The 19,124-nt window shown below is 48.0% G+C and carries 18 protein-coding genes; 3 read left to right on the top strand and 15 right to left on the bottom strand.

The genetic code is table 11. The features are described 5' to 3' along the window. The first annotated feature begins 338 nt into the window (after positions 1-338). Positions 339-2,441: a tetratricopeptide repeat protein gene (locus tag BCT27_RS17170; protein WP_102396340.1), complete on the top strand. Its 2,103-nt coding sequence runs from the start codon at positions 339-341 to the stop codon at positions 2,439-2,441. A 108-nt stretch (positions 2,442-2,549) separates the two neighbouring features. Here BCT27_RS17170 and BCT27_RS17165 read toward each other — a convergent pair whose 3' ends face one another. Continuing rightward, positions 2,550-3,767, bottom strand: coding sequence for a sugar efflux transporter (locus BCT27_RS17165; protein WP_102396339.1), 1,218 nt, complete (start codon positions 3,765-3,767; stop codon positions 2,550-2,552). 186 nt (positions 3,768-3,953) lie between these two features. On the opposite strand from BCT27_RS17165, the gene BCT27_RS17160 reads away from it, so the two are divergent. Further along, positions 3,954-4,838, top strand: coding sequence for an AraC family transcriptional regulator (locus tag BCT27_RS17160; RefSeq protein ID WP_102396338.1), 885 nt, complete (start codon positions 3,954-3,956; stop codon positions 4,836-4,838). Between the two features lie 132 nt (positions 4,839-4,970). Here BCT27_RS17160 and flgL read toward each other — a convergent pair whose 3' ends face one another. The 14 genes from flgL to BCT27_RS17090 form a co-directional block, all read right to left on the bottom strand. Continuing rightward, positions 4,971-6,164 carry a flagellar hook-associated protein FlgL gene (gene flgL, locus BCT27_RS17155; protein WP_102318285.1) on the bottom strand — a complete coding sequence of 398 codons (1,194 nt, stop codon included), beginning with the start codon at positions 6,162-6,164 and terminating at the stop codon, positions 4,971-4,973. Positions 6,165-6,175: 11 nt separating this feature from the next. Beyond that, positions 6,176-8,053: a flagellar hook-associated protein FlgK gene (flgK, locus tag BCT27_RS17150; RefSeq protein WP_102318284.1), complete on the bottom strand. Its 1,878-nt coding sequence runs from the start codon at positions 8,051-8,053 to the stop codon at positions 6,176-6,178. A gap of 158 nt (positions 8,054-8,211) precedes the next feature. Beyond that, the gene (locus BCT27_RS17145) at positions 8,212-8,661 is read right to left on the bottom strand and encodes a hypothetical protein (RefSeq protein WP_102396337.1); all 450 of its coding nucleotides are present in this window, start codon (positions 8,659-8,661) and stop codon (positions 8,212-8,214) included. Positions 8,662-8,738: 77 nt separating this feature from the next. Then, positions 8,739-9,719 carry a flagellar assembly peptidoglycan hydrolase FlgJ gene (gene flgJ / locus BCT27_RS17140; protein WP_102396336.1) on the bottom strand — a complete coding sequence of 327 codons (981 nt, stop codon included), beginning with the start codon at positions 9,717-9,719 and terminating at the stop codon, positions 8,739-8,741. A gap of 4 nt (positions 9,720-9,723) precedes the next feature. Next, positions 9,724-10,815 (bottom strand): flagellar basal body P-ring protein FlgI, encoded by a 1,092-nt coding sequence (locus tag BCT27_RS17135; RefSeq protein WP_102391979.1) that lies wholly within the window; start codon positions 10,813-10,815, stop codon positions 9,724-9,726. A 27-nt stretch (positions 10,816-10,842) separates the two neighbouring features. Beyond that, positions 10,843-11,628, bottom strand: a complete 786-nt coding sequence (gene flgH / locus BCT27_RS17130; RefSeq protein WP_017009343.1) for a flagellar basal body L-ring protein FlgH — start codon at positions 11,626-11,628, stop codon at positions 10,843-10,845. 15 nt (positions 11,629-11,643) lie between these two features. After that, positions 11,644-12,432, bottom strand: a complete 789-nt coding sequence (flgG, locus tag BCT27_RS17125) for a flagellar basal-body rod protein FlgG (protein ID WP_017009342.1) — start codon at positions 12,430-12,432, stop codon at positions 11,644-11,646. A 16-nt stretch (positions 12,433-12,448) separates the two neighbouring features. Then, the gene (locus tag BCT27_RS17120; RefSeq protein ID WP_017009341.1) at positions 12,449-13,198 is read right to left on the bottom strand and encodes a flagellar basal body rod protein FlgF; all 750 of its coding nucleotides are present in this window, start codon (positions 13,196-13,198) and stop codon (positions 12,449-12,451) included. A 185-nt stretch (positions 13,199-13,383) separates the two neighbouring features. Then, on the bottom strand, positions 13,384-14,691 hold the full coding sequence (flgE, locus tag BCT27_RS17115; RefSeq protein ID WP_102396335.1) for a flagellar hook protein FlgE: 1,308 nt from the start codon (positions 14,689-14,691) through the stop codon (positions 13,384-13,386). 20 nt (positions 14,692-14,711) lie between these two features. Then, the gene (locus BCT27_RS17110; protein ID WP_017009339.1) at positions 14,712-15,464 is read right to left on the bottom strand and encodes a flagellar hook assembly protein FlgD; all 753 of its coding nucleotides are present in this window, start codon (positions 15,462-15,464) and stop codon (positions 14,712-14,714) included. 17 nt (positions 15,465-15,481) lie between these two features. After that, on the bottom strand, positions 15,482-15,895 hold the full coding sequence (gene flgC, locus BCT27_RS17105) for a flagellar basal body rod protein FlgC (protein WP_017009338.1): 414 nt from the start codon (positions 15,893-15,895) through the stop codon (positions 15,482-15,484). A 3-nt stretch (positions 15,896-15,898) separates the two neighbouring features. Further along, positions 15,899-16,294 (bottom strand): flagellar basal body rod protein FlgB, encoded by a 396-nt coding sequence (flgB, locus tag BCT27_RS17100; RefSeq protein ID WP_017009337.1) that lies wholly within the window; start codon positions 16,292-16,294, stop codon positions 15,899-15,901. A 203-nt stretch (positions 16,295-16,497) separates the two neighbouring features. Then, a complete protein-coding gene (locus BCT27_RS17095; protein ID WP_017009336.1) occupies positions 16,498-17,325 on the bottom strand; it encodes a CheR family methyltransferase in 828 nt (275 codons plus the stop codon). Positions 17,326-17,328: 3 nt separating this feature from the next. Continuing rightward, positions 17,329-18,261 carry a chemotaxis protein CheV gene (locus BCT27_RS17090; protein ID WP_102396334.1) on the bottom strand — a complete coding sequence of 311 codons (933 nt, stop codon included), beginning with the start codon at positions 18,259-18,261 and terminating at the stop codon, positions 17,329-17,331. 127 nt (positions 18,262-18,388) lie between these two features. On the opposite strand from BCT27_RS17090, the gene flgA reads away from it, so the two are divergent. Continuing rightward, positions 18,389-19,087 carry a flagellar basal body P-ring formation chaperone FlgA gene (flgA, locus tag BCT27_RS17085; protein WP_102391981.1) on the top strand — a complete coding sequence of 233 codons (699 nt, stop codon included), beginning with the start codon at positions 18,389-18,391 and terminating at the stop codon, positions 19,085-19,087. The last annotated feature ends 37 nt before the right edge of the window (positions 19,088-19,124 follow it).

Genomic DNA, 19,124 nt, shown 5'->3' with positions numbered 1-19,124 from the left:
ATGCCCATATCTATTCAAGTTGTGTGCCAACTTTAGGAAAGTCTTCATTTTCAATCACTTAAAAATAAACCCTCGAGGGTATCGGCCGAAAGCGGCAAAAGTTTAACCACTTTTTCATACAAGAACGGCAATTCATATCCTCTGTGCGTCCTCCCTTCTTTAACTCTGCTTTACAGATCAAAAAAGCGATACCATTAATGAGCTCAATGTCTCTTTCTGTAAAAACAAATCACTCAATAGCGACACATTATTATTAGTTATAGGCAATAGGCACGGTATTTGCTGCATTTTCTTTAATGCCACCCGCTTACTGCAGATGCAAAATAGATGGATCAGATATGACCGACACCTCCCAAACCAACGATGGCACCATGTCGATTGAACAAGCATTCGAGCATGGTGTTTTTCTGTATCAACACGAAAAGAAAAAAGAGGCGAGACAAATCTTTGAGCAGATCCTAGGTGTTGCTCCTGACAACGCCCCTGTGCTGCAAGTCTTGTCCGTGCTCGATGTGGAGGACGGTTTATGGCAAGAGGCCATAAATAAACTGGATCGCGCACTGCTTGTTGAACCAGGAAACGCCTCACTCTTGTTTGATAAAGCCAATATTTTGGCACAACAAAGCATGAATAAAGACGCACTGGAAATCGTTGATAGCCTGTTGGGTGTGTTACCTGACCATGAAGAATTGCTTGCCATGCGGCAACAACTCACCGCGACGATCGGTCAACGCGGTGAAAGTCGTCGCACGGCAAAAGAAGTGGCATCACTTCAACAGCAAAAATCATCAACCATGAACGATGAAGTCAGCCAAACTCTTGAGCTTGCTGAACAAATGTTGGCATCTGGCAACACAGAACAAGCCAAACAGCTTTTCCAAGCATTGATCAGTGTGGCCGGGGATTTAACCCCTGCATTGGTTGGACTGGCAAGGTTGGAGCTGGCTGCAGATAACATTGGTTTGGCGCGTCAGTTTTTGATGCGCGCCTACAGCGAACACGCACCAGAAAAAGACGTGGCCGTTCTTCTAAGCCACTGTGATATCAAACTTGAGCAATTCACCTCTGCGCGTAAATTGTGTCTTGCTGGCATCAAACGCTGGCCGGAAGATTCAATTCTTTGCCGCCTTCTCGTGCAGAGTTATGAAAAAGAACAAAACTGGCTAGAGGCCTATCGCGCAGCAATAGAAGGCATCAAGCAACACGGTAAAGACGCGGATTTACGCTATCGCCTTGCAACCGCCAGTTTTAACTTGTTAAGAACCCGACACAATTTCACGCCGTCAGCCATTATTGAGTGCCAAAAGCACATTGAACGCGCGGCAGAAATGGCCAATGAAGAAAACAAAGAGCGCCTGTCTACTTACCTCGCCGAAGTACTTTGGTACAAAGGGGAAGCAAAAAAATCCAAACAATTACTCGAAGAATATTTAACGCGCTTCCCGAATGACATTGATGCGGGTTTTAACGTGAGCTTCGTGTACCGCACACTCGAAGAGTGGGATAAATATTATCAAGCCAATGAACTTGGTATTACCTGCGGTCGCCGCCTGCGTTACAAAGGCGAATTGCCACAATGGAATTTGAACCGCCCTAAAGACGACATCGTGCTGGTGATGCCAGAACAAGGCGTAGGGGATGAGATTCTCTACTTCCATAATCTACAACTGGTATTGGACAACTGTCAGAAAGCCTACGTTGCCTGCGACCCTCGACTAGAGAGCGTGCTTAGCAACGCGTTTCCAGACGCCATCATGGTGCCAGTGAAACGCACAGACAACACAGACATCACCTTGCCACCGGAAGTCCTGGCTCACATCACCAGTTGGATCCCAGGGGGAAGCTTGGCTGCACTGTGTTTTGAGCAGCACGGTCGACACGTTTTCCAATCGGGCTATGTCAAAACACCGGACACATTAAAGCAACAATGGCAATCGCGTTTAGATGACATACGTGCGAGCAACCCTGACGCACAGCTGATTGGATTGTGTTGGCGAAGTGGTTTGGCAGCAGCAACACGTAACATGCACTACTTGGTCGCTGAAGAAGTGGCGTATTTGTTGAAGCAATTCCCCAATGCAGTCTTCATCAACCTTCAATACGGCGAATGCAGTAAAGAACTGAAGAAGATCCACAAGATCTCAGGCGTTCAAGTGGTACAGCTTGAAGGGTTAGATTTGCGTGATGATTTCGATGGAACTGCTGCCGTTATCGCAGGTTTAGATGCAGTGATCACCGCAGGTACAGCCGTGCACCGTTTAACAACCGCCGTCGGCACGCCTTGTCACGTATTCTTTGCCGGTACGACTGAATCTCGCTTTGACGAACCCGCTGACATCTATTGCGAGAACGAGTACGGCTATTTCTACCCGCCCATGCTTGAAGACAAGTACCCATTGCTAACCTCCATGGCGAAACACGTCCAGGCGCGTTTGAAATAATCGGCCTTCATTCAGCAACAAAAACAAAAAAGGTCAGCATCTGCTGACCTTTTCTCTTTGAGTTCTCTATTTTCTTTCGCTATTTTTTTCGCTATCGCGACGATTGAGTCAGTGCACCTCTGCTGCCGCTTCTGGTGGGCAAGGCTGTTTCTTTTCTCTAACAGAAAGCATCAAGAGCAACAACGCCACCAGCCCAACCATGATCATCGCGCCAATCACAGAGTGATAATCAAAGAACTGTGCAATCACGCCCACGGTAACACTCGAAATCAAGCTTGCCACCATGATGGCATTGTTAAACAAAGTGGTCGCCACTCCCATTTGGGTCGACATCTTATTTTGGATGACCACCATGCCGAGACCCGCACAGATTCCGACAGCCGTGCCGTTTAGCAACTGAAGGGCATACATTTGCCACAGTTCATCTGCGCCCCACAGCAAGGTGTAGAATAAGCACGCCGCAGTAACCCCAAGGATCATCAGCTTTTGAGGGTCAACACGCGTCGCCCAGAGCCCTGCCAAAATCATGACTGGGATTTCGACAAAGGCTGCTAGCCCCAACAATTGTCCTGCCACGGCGCCATCCATCGCCAATTCTTTCGACACATACAACGGAATCGATGTGACATACATGTTGTTTGCCCAGAACAGCATAAACACGGCGGCAATGTACATCGGCACGCCATCAATGCGTCGCCAAGTGTGATTAACAACAGGCGTTGCCCTTTCTTCTTTTTTGATGGTGACTGATGGGAACAGACGCCACACAATCAGTACTGAAATACTCATCATGGAGCCCGCAAACATAAATGCTCCGTTGAAACCGACCGCATCTTTCACAATGAATGCCAATGGTGGGCCGATCACCCATGACAACGACATCATGGCGCGCATCAAGGACAGAAAAAGTGTGGCGTTGTTACCCAGCTCTTTGTCCGCATACTCACGGCCAATAGCAAACGTCTGTGGCATTGCAGCCGCACTGAAGCTGGAAATGCACATCATAACTGCCAGCGCCAAGTAATAGTTTCGGATAAACAGAAACAGCACCATAACGACAATAAAGCTCATTTGCGACGCTAAGATGATTTTGCGTCTGTCCAAACCAAGATCAGAACGCTTAGCAATGCGCTGCGACACCAACACGCCGCTCAAGATAGAAAATGCGAGGAAAACTCCCATTTGCAATGGCGATGCACCCAACGCATCAACCACAAACAAACCTGACAGTGGGTAGAAGAAGCCGCTTCCTAGCCCCGCAAAGAGGCACACCAACAGGTAGCCAAGCGGCGCTTTTTGCGTCAAAAAACGACCGTAATTTCTCATTTCATATTCTCACTGTCTAAAAACGGCTGAACTTAATTTATGTAGTGAATTTTAGAAACAAACACATTGCATATGTGATGAATATCACGCAATAACTAATACTATTCCTTCAATATCTTTCTTTACACTGACGATATGCGTAAAAACTGATGATAATGCCGCCAACTTGATGAAAGAGCACACAAGATGAAGCCAACCATTGAACCGATTGATAAATCAACAAGTCTTTCTTGGCATTTCGTTGATTATCACTGCGATCATACCGTACGAGAAACCCACTGCGGTTGGCACTATCACAACGAAATTGAACTCGTGGTCTATCAAGACCCACACGGCGTGGTGAATGCTAAAACCGTGCTGGGCGATTACATTGGCGATGCTGAACATAACTGTGCGTATCTGATGGGACCTGGGCTTCCGCATATGATAAGCAGCACCGCATCCGCGACAGAAGATCGCCCCGCCAGTTCGCACGTGCTTTGGTTGGATCAATGTTGGCTAGAATCACTCATTGCCACCGTGCCAGAACTCTCGCCTATTTCAGAGTTGCTGGTTCGTGCTCACAAAGGGCTCAAGTTTTCGCCTCAAACCGGTGAAAAACTGCATGCACTGATGCATCATGCCTGCGATTTAAAACCGTCGATTCAATTCACCCATGTCATCGATATCTTGCTACTGCTTTGTGAAGACAAAGCCGCCAAGCCGCTGACCTCTAGGCCTTACTGTTTTTACGTCGCCAAAGACACACCGATTAACGACAAACTCGAGAAAGCTCAGCAGTTTATTGCCGACCATTATCATAAACCTCTTGGTGTTGATGATATGTGCCGTCACCTGCATATGAGCGAAAGTTCGGTATACCGCATGTTTGAAAAGCACTTCTCTGAAAGTTTTTCTGATCATTTGAAGCGCTATCGCTTAGGCAAAGCTTGTGAACTCTTAATGCGCACAAAGACCCCTATTGCCGTGGTGGCTGAAAAGGTGGGGTTTTCAAATCTATCGAATTTTAATCGCCAGTTTAAAGCGATAAAGAACATGACGCCGATGGCATTTAGGAAGCAGTTTTTGTAGCGAAGCGAGAAGCGAGAAAATCTTAGCTGTTTAGAGCGACAGTCCACCAGTTTTTAGCGAGATAAATAACGACCTTAACAGTGCTTTTGATTTTATCTCGCGTCTAGAAACTGCTCTTTCTCGCCATCTTGATTAAATGTAGTTAAACAGCGTCAAATCTTTTGTCTTCGCAAATGCTTGTTGTGACGCTTGCAGCGCCAACAAGTTTTCATTCATGTCGATCACGGCCGTCGAGTAGTCCAAATCTTCCATCGTCCCGAGCGAACGGTTCAGCACCAGTTTGAAATCTTGGTGCATGCTTTCTTGGCGATCGAGCGTGTTCAAGCGCGTACCCACTTCTGAACGCGCTTTGTTCAAATGCTTAAACGCGGCAGAAAACTGTTCCGTCACTTGGTGAAGTTCTGCCGTTGCCGACGCATTGAAAATACTTTCTTCGGACAATTCCATGCCTTTTCTAAAGGCATCAAACACGTTGAACGTATCTTGGCGAGCCAATGAGATGGAATCACCATCTAGCATCTCGCCTTCAAAGCTCGCGCTTAACGTGCCCCACTGTACACCGGTGGCAGGGTCGTAAACGCCCGAACTCACCATGGCGCCGTTTTGCGTCAGTTCGTACAGCGTTTGGCCATTGCCATCCACACTGAAATTCACCGCATAATCGGACGTATCGGCATTGTTGGTGTTGGTCGCTGACGCTAACAGCAACAGAGAACCGCTTTCCAGTTCATAGTCAGGCTGATAGTCACCAAACGGGTTTTTGATTTCCATGAAAACTTCATCACCCGGATCGCTGGTTTGCACTTCGACCGCAGGGGCAATTTGTGCCGTGCGGTGATAGCTGTCTCCGGCATAACGCACATTGCCTGCATTATCACGATAGAAGGGTTGCTTGCTCGCTTGCGTACCAGAAAACAAGAAATTGCCGGACTCATCCTTGGCGTTGACCAAATTCATGAAGTTATCGTACAAGCCTTTCATGTCTTGCTTGTGCGCGGCACGGTCGTCATCTGACAGCGAGCCGTTGATCATTTCCATCGTGGTACGCTTGGCGCTATCGATCAATTGCTCCGAATCGTCAATCGCGATTTCAGCGCGGGTTTGACGGTTGCGAGCCAGCGTGATCGAATCAACGTATTGATCGAGTTGTTTGTCTTGCTGACGGAAGTTCTGAATGTAGATAGACGCGACAGGATCATCACCAGAGGTAAGCACACGCTTACCCGTTGCGAGCTGGTCTTGATTGTCTTGCAGCTTGACCTGCTGGCGCATCAAATCATTCGATACAGACTGATAGTTGTGGAAACTGGCAATACGGCTAATCATCAGTCATATCCTTATCGGGTTGCACTCAACAGAGTTTCAAAGGTTTCATTGGCAGCCGTCATGATACGAGAGGAGGCCATGTACGCCTGTTGAAACTTCATCATGTTTGCGGCTTCTTCGTCGAGGTTAACGCCAGAAATTTCTGCAACGCGCCCAGCGGCGGCGTCATGCTCAACGCGGCTCACGTCTTCCAAGCGCGCGAATGAAGCCTTTTGCACACCAATGTCAGTGTTCAACCCTTCATACACATCAATCAGGCTTGAGCGACCACCGTCCATCAATTTTTGCGTTTGCAGTTTCTGCATACGGATCAGGTTGCCGTTTTCACCATCTGCGGGTTGGAGGCTAATGGCGAACACATCTTCCGGTGCAGCACCGTCAGACAATTCAAACACGGTACCATTCACATTCACCGACCCTGCGGGCGGGTATGCCTGCGGTGCGACAAGAATGTTACCTTTCATGTCCAACACTGCAAACTGGGTCGCATCCGGAGAAATCGCGACTTGGAATTCTTGCTGCGCACCTTGCGCCAGTATTTTCACATCACCTTGGCCCGTAACGTTGGACTTAGAGCTGACATAACTTTGTGCGGCAATTTTTGCCGGGTCTTCCATGGTGACGCCAATTTGCCCTGCCGCTTGTCGAAGCGGTCGGATAATCACACGCTCGCCAGCGGCAAGCCCTGCATCAACTTGGATTTTCAACCCATCATATTCAAACGCAGGTGGTGTACCTGTTGGGGTGACGTTCACCATGTTCTTTTCGGGGTCAACCAAGGTGTACTGGCTACCATCGTATTTCAGGTGGTAGTCGCCAATTTTCAGTGCCGATAAGTTTTCGAGCGTGACCTTGATATCAGCTGTCGAGTTTGAGCCCTTAATCACGCGGTCACGTGAGATTCTGTCATCGTTGAAATCTGTAAAGATTTTCTCGCCGATCGCACCACTCAAATCAAAACCTTGAGATTGCATGTCATTCAATGACATGGAGAAACCCGCCGCTAAACGACCTAGCTCGTCGCGCACTTGCCCTAGTGTGTTATCGCGGTATTCAAACATCGCACCCAACCTACCGCGGATGTCATCGTTATCAATCGCTTTAAGGCTTTTCCCTTCCACCAGCGCCAAACGGCGTTTTTGATGGTCAGGGTCGCCAGGCACCGTTTTTAATTCACTGGCATGTAAGCCTGATACCAGGGTGTGCCCACTACCAATGATGACGTTATACAAGCCATCATCACGTTGGTTCACGCTCACCTGGGTAAATTCGGACAGCTCGTTGATCAAACTTTGGTGTCTATCGAGCAAGTCGTTATCGACGGCTTGGCTTTTCAGCAAGGCTTTATGAACATCAACGATTTCCGCACCAATATCATTCATGCGCGTCAAGGTGGCATCGATTTCAACCGAGGTATCCATTTCTTGCGCTTGAAGAATGGTATTCATGTCGTTAAGACCGGCAGCAACCAAGCGAGACTTTTCAAGCACCACTTTGCGCGCACCCATGTCACTTGGGCTGTCCGTTAGGCCTTTTACTGCACCATAGAATTCATTCATGTTTTCAGGAATTTTCTTGGCGGAGTGAGACATCATGTCATCCAGCATGGTGAGCTGGCTGTTGCGGGTTGTCGCATGGCTAAGCGCAGAGGTGGAGATACTGAATTCGTTGGCGGCAAACTTATCGTAGTTACGACGCACCGACGCCGCGTGTACACCTTGACCCCATTGGTTTGCTGACCAATAGGCAGTGTCGTTCGCGCGTTGCTCTACAGACTGACGACTATATCCTTCCGTGTTCACGTTAGAGATATTGTGGCCCGTTGTATTTAGCTGTCGTTGTGCTGTTAGGACGCCTTGAGCACCCAGCGCCAGCAAATCAAAACCCATTCAGCCCCCGTATGCGGTAATGCATAGCCGATAAAACTTCTAATATGATCTTCAATTCAAGAATCATGCCATAACCATTACATATCTATATCGGCAATACGGCGGGTTTATGAAGTACTTTGTTTAAATTTTAAGCACAAACAGGCAAGAGCTTGCCGTTAGCCGGAGAGTTGGTGCCAGAGGCCAAAGGAAAAGTTCGGCAGTATGTCTATGCCGGCAAAAGACTTGAGTAAATACAGCGATACCGTGACCACGCAAAACAGCACAAACGTGCCAAGAAGGAGGATTAACACGCGCGAAATATTGGAAATCGTTTGTTCAGCGCGGGTTAAATCACGGCGGTTACGACCAAACAAAAACACGAGATAGTATTGCCAATTCCACGCCCCGACCACGGTTCGAATATCCACCATGTGGCTGGCTTTTGCGCGCGTGCCGTACATGATCTTCACTTGCAGCAATTGCGCATCGGTGAAGGTCTTTTCTACATCGGAAGGTATTTTTTCGAGGAAAGTGCGAATAAACGGATCACGTCGGATCGATCCTGATTGAAGCACTTGAACATTCTCGCTGTTTTTATTTGGCGCGTCTTTTTCCTGTTCTAGCATGTTTGCTGCCTTTCAGTCACCAACGCTAAAACAGCGCCTCGCTCATGCAATTGACAAGCGAGACGTAACGTTCGGAATTATTGGTCCATCAGACCTTTAACACGATTGAACACACTGATCACTTTGTCAGAGTATTGCGGATCGGTTGCGTACCCCGCTTTGTGTAAGCCACGAATAAATTGCTCAGGCTTTTCCGACTGCTCAAGGGCGGTCGCATAGCGAGGGTTGGTATTCAAAAAACGGACATAATCATCAAAGCTGTCCTGATAGGAAGAATAGGATCGAAATGACGCCATTTCCTGCACAGGAATATCATTGTGAAATTCGAGTGTTTGAGTGGCGACCTTTTGCCCAGCCCAGCGAGGGTCAGCTTTGATGTTGAATAAGTTGTGGCTATTGCCACGGACATTCGCAATCACTTTCTTACCCCAGCCCGTTTCCAGTGCCGCTTGCGCTATCAACATCGCCGGGTCAGTGCCCAAGCTTCTCGCGGCTCGCTGCGCATAAGGCGTGAGTCGAGAAACAAACTCATCCGGCGTTTCAAAAGGCTTGGCGTTCATCTCAGGGGCCAATGCGCTTTGCTGAGGCTGCACCTCAACGTTCGGCTTGATCGCCTGTTCCAACGCTTCGAGATTTGGAAGCACTAGCTCTTCGTCTGTATTCACAGGAGGAACACGCAAAGTTGGCAATAAATCGATACGCCCGCTTGCCGTGTTCTCACCGACATCCATCGGCTCACCTTGTGCGCTTTTAAATTGCTGAACGATCAAATCCGCAAGCCCGAGCGACCCTTCACGAGACAAGGCACTCGACAGCTGCTCATCAGCCATTTGCTCGTAGAACTTTGACGTGCGGTTATCAATCAAGTCAGATTTGAAGGCGTCATTCGCCTCACGCATTGATTTAAACAACATCTGCGTAAAAATCGCTTCAAATTGTTCAGCCGCTGCACGCATGGCTTCATCTGATTGTTTCCCATCGCCGTTCGATGCTTTCTGACGCAACGAGTCTAAGCGGCTAAGGTCATGGATGAATCCGGTATCAATGGGCGTTTTCATGGGCTTAAATCACTATCAGTTGACCGTCGATAGCCCCTGCTTGCTTGAGCGCTTGCAAGATGGCCATCAAATCAGACGGCGCTGCGCCGACACCGTTTACCGCACGAACCAAATCATCCAAGGTCACGCCCGGCTTAAAGTGGAACATGCGTCCATCTTCTTCTGATACTTCGACACCAGAATCAGGCACGACAACGGTTTCTCCCCCAGAGAATGCGCCCGGTTGACTGACTTGTAAGTTTTCATTGATCGTGACTGTCATGCCGCCATGGGTAATCGCAGCGGGACGAAGGCGTACATTCTGACCAACAACGATGGTGCCAGTGCGGCTGTTCACGATAATTTTCGCGGCGGCATCGGCAGGCACAAATTCGAGGTTTTCAATGGTCGACAAGAAGGCAACGCGCTGAGACAAGTCACGCGGTGCGCGAACACGAATCGAGGTCGCATCCATCGCTGCGGCAGTATTGGGGCCGAGGAAGCTGTTGATAGAATCTGACATACGCTGTGCGGTCGTAAAGTCCGATTCAAAAAGATTAAAGGTAATGTGGTCGCCACGCCCAAATGGAGACGGGACTTCTTGCTCTACCGTTGCACCGTTGGTGATTCGGCCCACTGTCGGCGTATTGCCCACGATTTTTGAGCCGTCAGCCCCTTCTGCACTGAAACCGCCAACAATGAGGTTACCTTGTGCCACGGCGTAGGTTTTACCATCAAGGCCTTTCAAGAAGGTTTGGACTAACGTGCCACCGCGCAGACTTTTCGCCGAACCGATCGATGACACTGTGATGTCAATTTTCTGACCTTGCTTTGCAAACGCCTGAAGCTCGGCGCTCACAGCAACGGCTGCCACGTTTTTGGTTTTCGGTTTGGTGCCAGGTGCCAACTGTATGCCGAAGTTTTTCAGCATGGCATTAAAGCTTTGATCGGTGAAAGGCGTGCTTTCCCCAGTACCCGCAAGGCCTACCACCAAGCCGTAACCGACCAATTGGTTACTGCGCACACCCGCCACTTCCGACACATCTTTGATGCGGGCAGCATGGGCAATGGGGCTTGCCAGTGCAGCAATCAATAAAAGCGTTAGCCAATTCTTCACGTCAAATCTCCGACAACGTCATTACGTTTACAGAACAACATTGAAGAATCGTGCCAACCAGCCCTGATCTTGCGTATCTTGTCGATCGCCAGTACCAGAATACTGAATGCGCGCATTCGAAATACGCGTTGAAGCCACGGTATTTTCTTGGCTGATGTCATCAGGACGGATGGTGCCGCTCAAGCGAATATATTCGTCGCCCGTGTTCAGTGTCAGCCATTTCTCGCCGCGAATAATCAAGTTGCCGTTCGCCAACACATCAATCACTTCAACAGAGATCGAGCCGCTAATGCTGTTGCTCTGATCGGCACTGGTTGAGCCGCTGGTTTTGTTGTCATGACCCGCGGCGTAAGACAAGTTGGAATCACCGATAGTGACTTCTTGCCCCCCCATTTCAAGCGGGTCCATGCTCAAATCGCTCGATTTGTTCGCATCGGTGCTAGCGCTCTTTTTCGCTTGTGTTTTTTCTTCCAACAACACGGTGACAATATCGCCAATGCCGCGCGGTTTGGTGTCATCATAAAGATCTTGCGCCTGTGCAATACTGAACAGCGAACCTGTGGCTGTTGTGTAGTGCTCAGGTTGGCGTGGCGGATGTAATGGTGACCAAGAAGGATCACCTGCCATCGCGTCTTCACGCTGACGCAGTAATCCAATCAAGCCTTCGCCCTGCGGCTCTGTGTTGCCTTCAACGGCATCGGTCTCTGTGGTGGCTTCTGCCACTTCATTTTGAGCAAGGAGAGCTTCTGGATCCATCAAGCTACAACCCGATACAGTCACCAGCATCAAACTTGTTATTAGTAACTTTTTCATCCGCGCTTTACTCCATTAAAGTTGCTGATTCACGTAGCTCAGCATCTGATCGACAGAAGAAATGACTTTGGAGTTCATTTCATAAACGCGTTGCGCTTCGATCATGTTAACCAACTCTTCGGTGACGTTAACGTTCGAGGTTTCCAGCATTGATTGACGAATGCTGCCTAACCCATCAAGTCCCGGCACACCTTCTTGTGGGTCGCCACTGGCACCCGTTGGCAAGTAAAGGTTTTGACCGATTGGCTCAAGGCCACCTGGGTTGATGAAATCTACCGTCGTTATCTGACCCAACACGGCGTTTGCCGTTTGGCCACGCAGTCGAGCAGAGACTTCTCCGTCAGTACCGATAGTCACTTGAATCGCATCAGGCGGCACAGCAATTTCAGGCTCAAGGGAGTAACCCGCACCTGTCGTTACAATCACACCTTCATCATTCAGCGTGAACTGGCCGTTACGTTGGTAACCGATGTTGCCATCGGGTAGCAAGACTTGGAAGAAACCGTCACCTTCGATCATCAGATCTAAGGCGTTATTGGTCGTTTGCGCATTACCGTTGCTGTGCACACGTTGTGTCGCCACGACTTTAGCACCGGCACCCAACATCAAACCGCTCGGCAATTCAGTATTTTGAGACGACTGGCCGCCCGGCTGATTGATGTTTTGATAGAACAAGTCTTCAAACACGGCACGGGATTTTTTGAAACCAATTGTCGAGGCATTCGCCAAGTTGTTAGAAATGGTCGAAATATTGGTCTGCTGAGCGTCTAGGCCCGTTTTACTCACCCACAAAGCTGGATGCATAATGATTCCCTCTTAATTAACCCAGGCGCAGCAAAGAGTTGGATGCTTGATCCATTTCTTCGGCGGTCTTCATGAGTTTGACTTGCATTTCGAAGTGGCGTTGAAGATCAATCAGACCTGTCATTTCACCAATGGCGTTGACGTTACTGCCTTCTAGCGCGCCAGTAAGCAGAGTGACCCCTGCATCAGCGGCATACGTGGCACCTGGGTTCACAGGCTTGAACACGCCATTTTTGTCTTTGAATAAATCATTGTTGTCAGGACGAACAAGTTTGATGCGATCCACTTCTTCCATGGCTTCGGGTGGTGCACCTTGCGGCAACACAGACACAGTGCCATCCGTACCGATTTCAATTTTTGACACCGGTAATGGTAAGAAGATAGGTGCGCCGCTTTCCCCCAAGATCAAATGCCCATGGCCATTTTGCAGCATACCGGTTTGATCCACTTTCAAGTTACCCACACGGGTGTAACCTTCTTGGCCCGTCCCGTCTAATACCGCCAACCAACCGTCACCTTTAATAGCAACGTCAAGTTCACGACCTGTCGTGATGGTTGAACCTTGAGCAAAGCTGTGCCCTGGACGCTCAGTCATATTGAATACGCGCGTTGGCAAACCTTCACCATAAGCCTGCATTGCTCGTGCCTGCTCTAAATCAGCACGAAAGCCTGTGGTGCTTACGTTGGCCAGGTTATTGGCACGTAATTGCATGCCTTGCATGTCTTGTTTTGCGCCACTCATGGCGAGGAATAATGCGCGATCCATTTGACGTTCTCCTGTCGCTTATGCAAGACATAAAGCAAGAAGGGTGCCAATTTAAAATAATGCGAATTTACAAGGCATTAGTGCACTAAACATACAATAACAGAAGAGAGAAAGGGGGGAATTGTCGGAAATGAATTGCCGCCTGACATGCAAGCGGCAATTTCACGTATCGATCAATGAACCGATTAGCGGATCTGAAGGATAGTCTGTTGCATCGAGTTACCCACTTCCAGTGAACGCGAGTTCGCTTGGAAGTTACGTTGCGCGGTGATCAAATCCACCAGCTCTTGGGTCATATCAATGTTTGATTGCTCGATGGTACCGCTTTTCACTTTACCAAAGGCACCTTGCATTGCTTCACCCCATACAGCATCACCAGATTGCTGTGTGACCTTCCACTGCGTATTACCCGCTTGTGAAAGGCCTTGCTGATTAGAAACACGAACCATTGCTACTCGGCCTAGTGCAACGTTTTCACCGTTGCTATACGTCGCCATGATGGTCCCTTTCGGGTCGATATCGACTTTTGCAAGGTAACCTGTGGTTGCACCATCTTCATTAAATTTACGCATTTCGAACGGTGATGCATATTGCGTTGGTTCTTCAAATTTTATCGCTAGAGATTGAGATCCATCCGCACCGTTCATTTCTAGGTTTGCCCCGTTAGGACCAAATTCAACGGTTTGGATCGGATTGCCACCATTAACTGTATTCACTGATCCATCACTATTAAATTCAATAGAGTGACCTACGTGGCCAGTGGAATTTGTGAAGTCCCCCCCCGCAAGACTAACGGGCTTTTCTCCCGTGGAGTCTGTTGCAGAATAATAAACAGCCCATTTATTTGGTGTCTGGTTATCTTTTACATAGTAGGTGGTTAACTTATATGGCTGACCCAGTGAGTCAAATACGGTTGCTGATGTTGCTTTATTGTAGGTGTCAGGGTCTTCCATATTAAACAACGCTGGTGCTTTTTCTTCTGCACCTGCTGGTAAATTGAGCCCTATATCAACATTCTCAGATGCTCGAGGCTGACCAAATTGATCTGGCACTTGAAGTGATTTTGGCTCAAACGAACCCACTTGGCCGGTCTCAGTATCTACGTTATAACCCAATAGGTACTGACCTTCAGAATTAACGACGTTGTTGTCTTTATCCAAGTGGAAAGCACCGTTACGGGTCAACACGTTGTTTTGTGTCGCCAGTTTGTCATTCGCCACGGCGAAATAGCCGTTGCCGCTTATTCGAAGATCAAGTGGGTTGTTGGTGTAAATACTTGAGCCTTCATGGAACTGCTGCGCCACAATAGAGGTTTGCACACCGCTACCCGTAGTGGTCTTTGCGTTCGAGAAAATCGAAGCCGAGTAAACATCACCAAATTCAGCGCGCGATTCTTTAAAGCCAAAAGTGTTGGCGTTCGCAATGTTGTTACTGGTGGTATTCATGTCCTTTTGAGCTGCCGCTAGGCCACTCAGTGCGATATTCAATGCCATTGCTGGAACTCCTCTATCCTTTAACCTTTGCTCGCGCCGCCGACGTTAGCATTACCTACTTCAAGCACCTCGGTGAGTTTCACCGGTGATGTGTAACCTGCGATGTTTAGCATGACGTTGCCATCACCGTTACCCAGTAGGACACTGTTTACATTGGCGTAAGTCGATAGTTCGAAGTCTTGAGACTTTCCATCAACAAAGCCGCTTACGTTCATGGTGTATTTGCCTTCCGGCAATGGATTGCCACTGTCATCCAAGCCATCCCACTCTACGCGGTGATCGCCCGGTGATTTCGCACCAATACTGAAGTTTTTAAGTAACTGACCCTGTTCGTTTTGAATACGTACCATGACGTCATTCATCGCTTGAGGCAGTTTAACCATGGCTGCAATGCCACCCGCGGCTGCTTTAAAGCTCTCGTTACCTGGCACCAATACATCTTGGCCGACCAGTGACGATGCTTGAAGCGCTTGGCTCGACGTCATCGCTGCATTCAACGAACCAAATTGTTCATTCATTTTGCCAATGCCATCAACGGTCGCGAACGATGCCATTTGGGCAATCATTTGTTCGTTATCAACCGGTTTGAACGGGTCTTGGTTCGCAAGCTGCTTGGTCAATAGTGAAAGAAAGTCTTCTTGATTCAGGTCAGTTTGACCTGTGACTTTTTCTCCCGTATCACCGCGCTCTGTGCGTTGCTTTTCTTGTAGGGCTTTGAGTTGGTCAATGTAGCTACCGCCACCTGCACCACCTGCGCCATCAATCGGATTCATAATGCCGTCCTTCTACCTTACTTACCCATCTGTAGTGTACGCATCAGCATTTGTTTACTTGCCTCTGCCACTTCTACGTTGGTTTGATAGGAACGGGAGGCCGAAATCATATTGGCCATCTCTTCCATTACATTTACGTTTGGTTTGAAAATGTAGCCTTCCGCATTTGCCATTGGGTGATCAGGATTGAATTCGGCACGCAGTGGCTTTTGACTCTCCACGATACCTTCAACACGTACTGGAACACTTTGGCCTTGCGACGCAAACTTGTTCAATTCCGCGGCAAAGATAGGGTGACGTGCTTTATACGTTTCTTCAGCTGAGCTGCTGACAGAGTTCGCGTTCGCCAAGTTACTGGACGTGGTATTCAGTCGAACAGACTCTGCACTCATGGCAGAACCGGTGACGTTGAACACATTAAATAGACTCATCCATTAATCCCCTTTCAGTGCCTTGGACATGTTTTTGAACTTAGAACCAAGAAAGTCCAGCGACGCCTGATATTCAAGTGCGTTTTGCATAAATAAGTTACGTTCTACCTGCGCATCAACGGTGTTGCCATCGCCAGTGTCAGGTTGATTTGGAACACGGTACATCTTTTGGCCATCCACTTGTGAAGAGGCAGTAATGTGCCGCCCATCCGTTCGGCTCAGGCCAATGCTTGCCCCAGAAGTTGCCGCTTGAAGCGCACGTTCGAAATCCATATCTTGAGCTTTATAACCCGGCGTATTCGCATTCGCGAGGTTACTTGCCAGTGTCTCAGCCCGCTGAGAGCGCACACCGACAGTGTGTTGATGAATCCCCAGCGCTTTATCGAACGATATTGCCATGTGGCAACCTCCTAAAATTTTCTATTGATAGAAAAGCAATATGAATGCCAACTTTCATCACTCATTATCAAAAAGTAAAATTAGTAGTTATTATTCAATGTATTACTTTATTTTTCAGTGCTAATTTTTATGCTTTCACTATCCATCAGGCACAAAAAAAGCGGCAACTTCTGTGCCGCTTTTTACGTAGTTCGTGTGTTTGCCTATTTCAGACGGTAAATAATGCCCGGGTTACAACGGATCATTTCAAAACGATCCGTCAATCCTGTCAGAGATTCCGATGCGCCCAGCAACAGATATCCTCCAGGATTAAGGCTTGATGCCATCTGATTTAATACCTGTGCTTTCATTTCCGGCGAGAAATAGATCAGCACATTTCGACAAAAAATGATGTCAAACTTGCCATGTAAGCTGTAGCTTTCCATCAAGTTTTGAGGTTTGAACGTCACCATGCGCTTTAATGAATCATTCACCTTCATGCGGCCTTCGCCAGCATCTTCGAAGAATTTTCGCTTACGCTCAGGAGACAAACCTCGGCTCAATGCCAAATTGTCATAAATCCCTGCGCGACAGTTCTCCAGCATGGTTGAAGAAATATCGGTACCAGTGATTTGTGCGCTTTGAAAAAGGCCAGGTCGCCTCGCAAGCACTTCTTGAATCGTCATCGCGATGGAGTACGGTTCCTGTCCTGATGAGCTTGCCGCTGACCAAATTTTGATTGGGCGTTTGTTTTCCGCTACCTCTGGCAGCAGTTTGTTTGCCAAAACATCAAATGGATAGGTATCCCGAAACCATAAGGTTTCATTTGTTGTCATTGCATCAATAGCAGCAACGGCCAAATCGCGATTGCGGTTGGTCAGTACAAGCTGAAACAGCTCCGACATCGAAGCGAGTTTGTAGCGTGTAAGAAGCGGACTAAGTCGGCTTCTTACGAGATATTGCTTACTGTCGCCAAGAACAATGCCACATTTGCTTTCGAGATATTTACAAAAATCACGGTACTCTTGTTCTGTGATCGCTATATTCGTCATGGATTAGTTTTCTTGACCTTTTACCGCGTTCATTACGGCTTCGCCGAGTTCATCTGGGTCGAACTTCGGTATGAATGCATCTGCCCCAACTCGCTGTACCATAGCTTCATTGAAGACACCACTGAGAGACGAGTGCAATACTACATGAATATCTTTGAGGTTAGGGTCTTTTTTAATTTCAGTTGTTAAGGTGTAACCATCCATCTCTGGCATCTCGATATCTGAGATGACGAGCGCAAGATCGTTAATAGTGTCTTCAGCCGCCATACCCTGGAGTTTTTCCAGTGCATCTCGGCCGTCATGTGCGAGTACAACATTATAGCCAATGGTTTCCACTGCACGTTTTACCTGGCGACGGGCGACACTTGAATCATCAGCAACGAGCACAGTTGTTGGGTCTGAACCGCCCTCTTCAAATACCGGTTTGTTGGCCAGCACTTCCTCACTAATATCTTCGTTCACCGGTGAAATCTGGTTTAGGATTTTCTCTACGTCGAGAATTTCTACCAGCTCGCCTTCAATCTCAGTGACAGCAGTGAGGTAGTTCGAGCTACCGGTACCTTCTGGTGGAGGCAGGATCGCTTCCCAATGCATGTTAACGATACGCTCAACCGAACCCACTAAGAAGCCTTGAGTGGAGCGGTTAAATTCTGAAATGATAATAAAGCGGTTTTCTGGGTCTGTGATTGGTAACCCACCCGTTGCCAGGCTCATATCGATGACTGAAATGGTTTGCCCACGAATATGTGCCACACCTTTGACCAGCGGATGCAAATTTGGCATGGAAGTCAGCTTAGGGCATTGGAGTACTTCCTTTACCTTAAACACATTGATGCCGTAACGTTGTTTTCGCATCAATCGGAAGGTCAATAGCTCTAGGCGGTTTTGACCCACCAATTGTGTACGCTGATTGACCGTATCAAGAATCCCCGACATAAGATAAACTCCATGTTGCCCTGATTTTTTATCGTATTGCAGCAAACATTGGCTCAACAAACTTCATCGTCGAACCAATTCGTGGAACACTGCAGCTATGTTTAACATACTAACCAATTTGTGACTTATGTGTTACCAACGATTAGCTTGTCTCTTTATCGGCACATTTCTCATTGGCTTTAGCTCCATTATAGCCGCTGCTCCGGCAAATCAACTTGAAGCTGTAAAAGTTGCCGCAGAGGAATATGTTACGACTTTGATAACCCCGCCCGCACAGGGGGAACTAAATGTGCAAGCCGGAAACCTCGACTCTCGATTACGCCTTTCAAATTGCCCGTCACCTCTTGATGTCTCCGTTCCTGGACGACAATCATTGAACAAAAGCGTGACGGTAATGGTTACGTGTGAAGTAGATGACTGGCAGGTTTATGTACCTGTGCAAATCAGTCTACTTACACCGGTCGTGGTAGCAAAACGCCCGTTAGATCGCGGTGTGATGCTTACAAACGACGATTTAACCGTTCAACTTGTTGATGCTCGCTTTCAACGCGGTCAAACGTATACAGACGTGTCGACGGTTGTGGGTTCACGCATTAAACGCGTGGTAGGTATTGGGCAGCCAGTACAAGGTAATGACATTTGTATGGTGTGTCGAAGTGATGAGGTCGTTATCACAGCAACGGGCAGTGGCTTGAATATTATTGCAAAAGGTACAGCATTGAGTGACGGTGCTCTCGGCGAACAAATTAAAGTACGGAACAGCAAATCGAATCGAATCGTCGATGCTACAATAACCTCCGTCGGCCAGGTGATTGTAAAATTCTAGTTTCCTGAAATTAAGTGCTAAAGTTCATATAAGTACG

The organism is Enterovibrio norvegicus, from assembly GCF_002876705.1.
Lineage (GTDB): Bacteria > Pseudomonadota > Gammaproteobacteria > Enterobacterales > Vibrionaceae > Enterovibrio > Enterovibrio norvegicus_B.
Note: the sequence above shows the minus strand (reverse complement) of the source record. Positions and strands in the feature narration are given on the sequence as shown.

Excerpts from the sequence above, each read along its gene's own strand:
- BCT27_RS17165 (WP_102396339.1), bottom strand. The coding sequence starts at position 3,767 with ATGAGAAATTACGGTCGTTTTTTGACGCAAAAAGCGCCGCTTGGCTAC.
- BCT27_RS17170 (WP_102396340.1), top strand. The coding sequence starts at position 339 with ATGACCGACACCTCCCAAACCAACGATGGCACCATGTCGATTGAACAA.
- BCT27_RS17095 (WP_017009336.1), bottom strand. The coding sequence starts at position 17,325 with ATGACGAATATAGCGATCACAGAACAAGAGTACCGTGATTTTTGTAAA.
- flgL (WP_102318285.1), bottom strand. The coding sequence starts at position 6,164 with ATGATTAGCCGTATTGCCAGTTTCCACAACTATCAGTCTGTATCGAAT.
- BCT27_RS17090 (WP_102396334.1), bottom strand. The coding sequence starts at position 18,261 with ATGTCGGGGATTCTTGATACGGTCAATCAGCGTACACAATTGGTGGGT.
- flgA (WP_102391981.1), top strand. The coding sequence starts at position 18,389 with ATGTGTTACCAACGATTAGCTTGTCTCTTTATCGGCACATTTCTCATT.
- flgB (WP_017009337.1), bottom strand. The coding sequence starts at position 16,294 with ATGGCAATATCGTTCGATAAAGCGCTGGGGATTCATCAACACACTGTC.
- BCT27_RS17120 (WP_017009341.1), bottom strand. The coding sequence starts at position 13,198 with ATGGATCGCGCATTATTCCTCGCCATGAGTGGCGCAAAACAAGACATG.
- flgC (WP_017009338.1), bottom strand. The coding sequence starts at position 15,895 with ATGAGTCTATTTAATGTGTTCAACGTCACCGGTTCTGCCATGAGTGCA.
- BCT27_RS17160 (WP_102396338.1), top strand. The coding sequence starts at position 3,954 with ATGAAGCCAACCATTGAACCGATTGATAAATCAACAAGTCTTTCTTGG.
- flgE (WP_102396335.1), bottom strand. The coding sequence starts at position 14,691 with ATGGCATTGAATATCGCACTGAGTGGCCTAGCGGCAGCTCAAAAGGAC.
- flgH (WP_017009343.1), bottom strand. The coding sequence starts at position 11,628 with ATGAAAAAGTTACTAATAACAAGTTTGATGCTGGTGACTGTATCGGGT.
- flgK (WP_102318284.1), bottom strand. The coding sequence starts at position 8,053 with ATGGGTTTTGATTTGCTGGCGCTGGGTGCTCAAGGCGTCCTAACAGCA.
- flgJ (WP_102396336.1), bottom strand. The coding sequence starts at position 9,719 with ATGAAAACGCCCATTGATACCGGATTCATCCATGACCTTAGCCGCTTA.
- BCT27_RS17145 (WP_102396337.1), bottom strand. The coding sequence starts at position 8,661 with ATGCTAGAACAGGAAAAAGACGCGCCAAATAAAAACAGCGAGAATGTT.
- flgG (WP_017009342.1), bottom strand. The coding sequence starts at position 12,432 with ATGCATCCAGCTTTGTGGGTGAGTAAAACGGGCCTAGACGCTCAGCAG.
- BCT27_RS17110 (WP_017009339.1), bottom strand. The coding sequence starts at position 15,464 with ATGAATCCGATTGATGGCGCAGGTGGTGCAGGTGGCGGTAGCTACATT.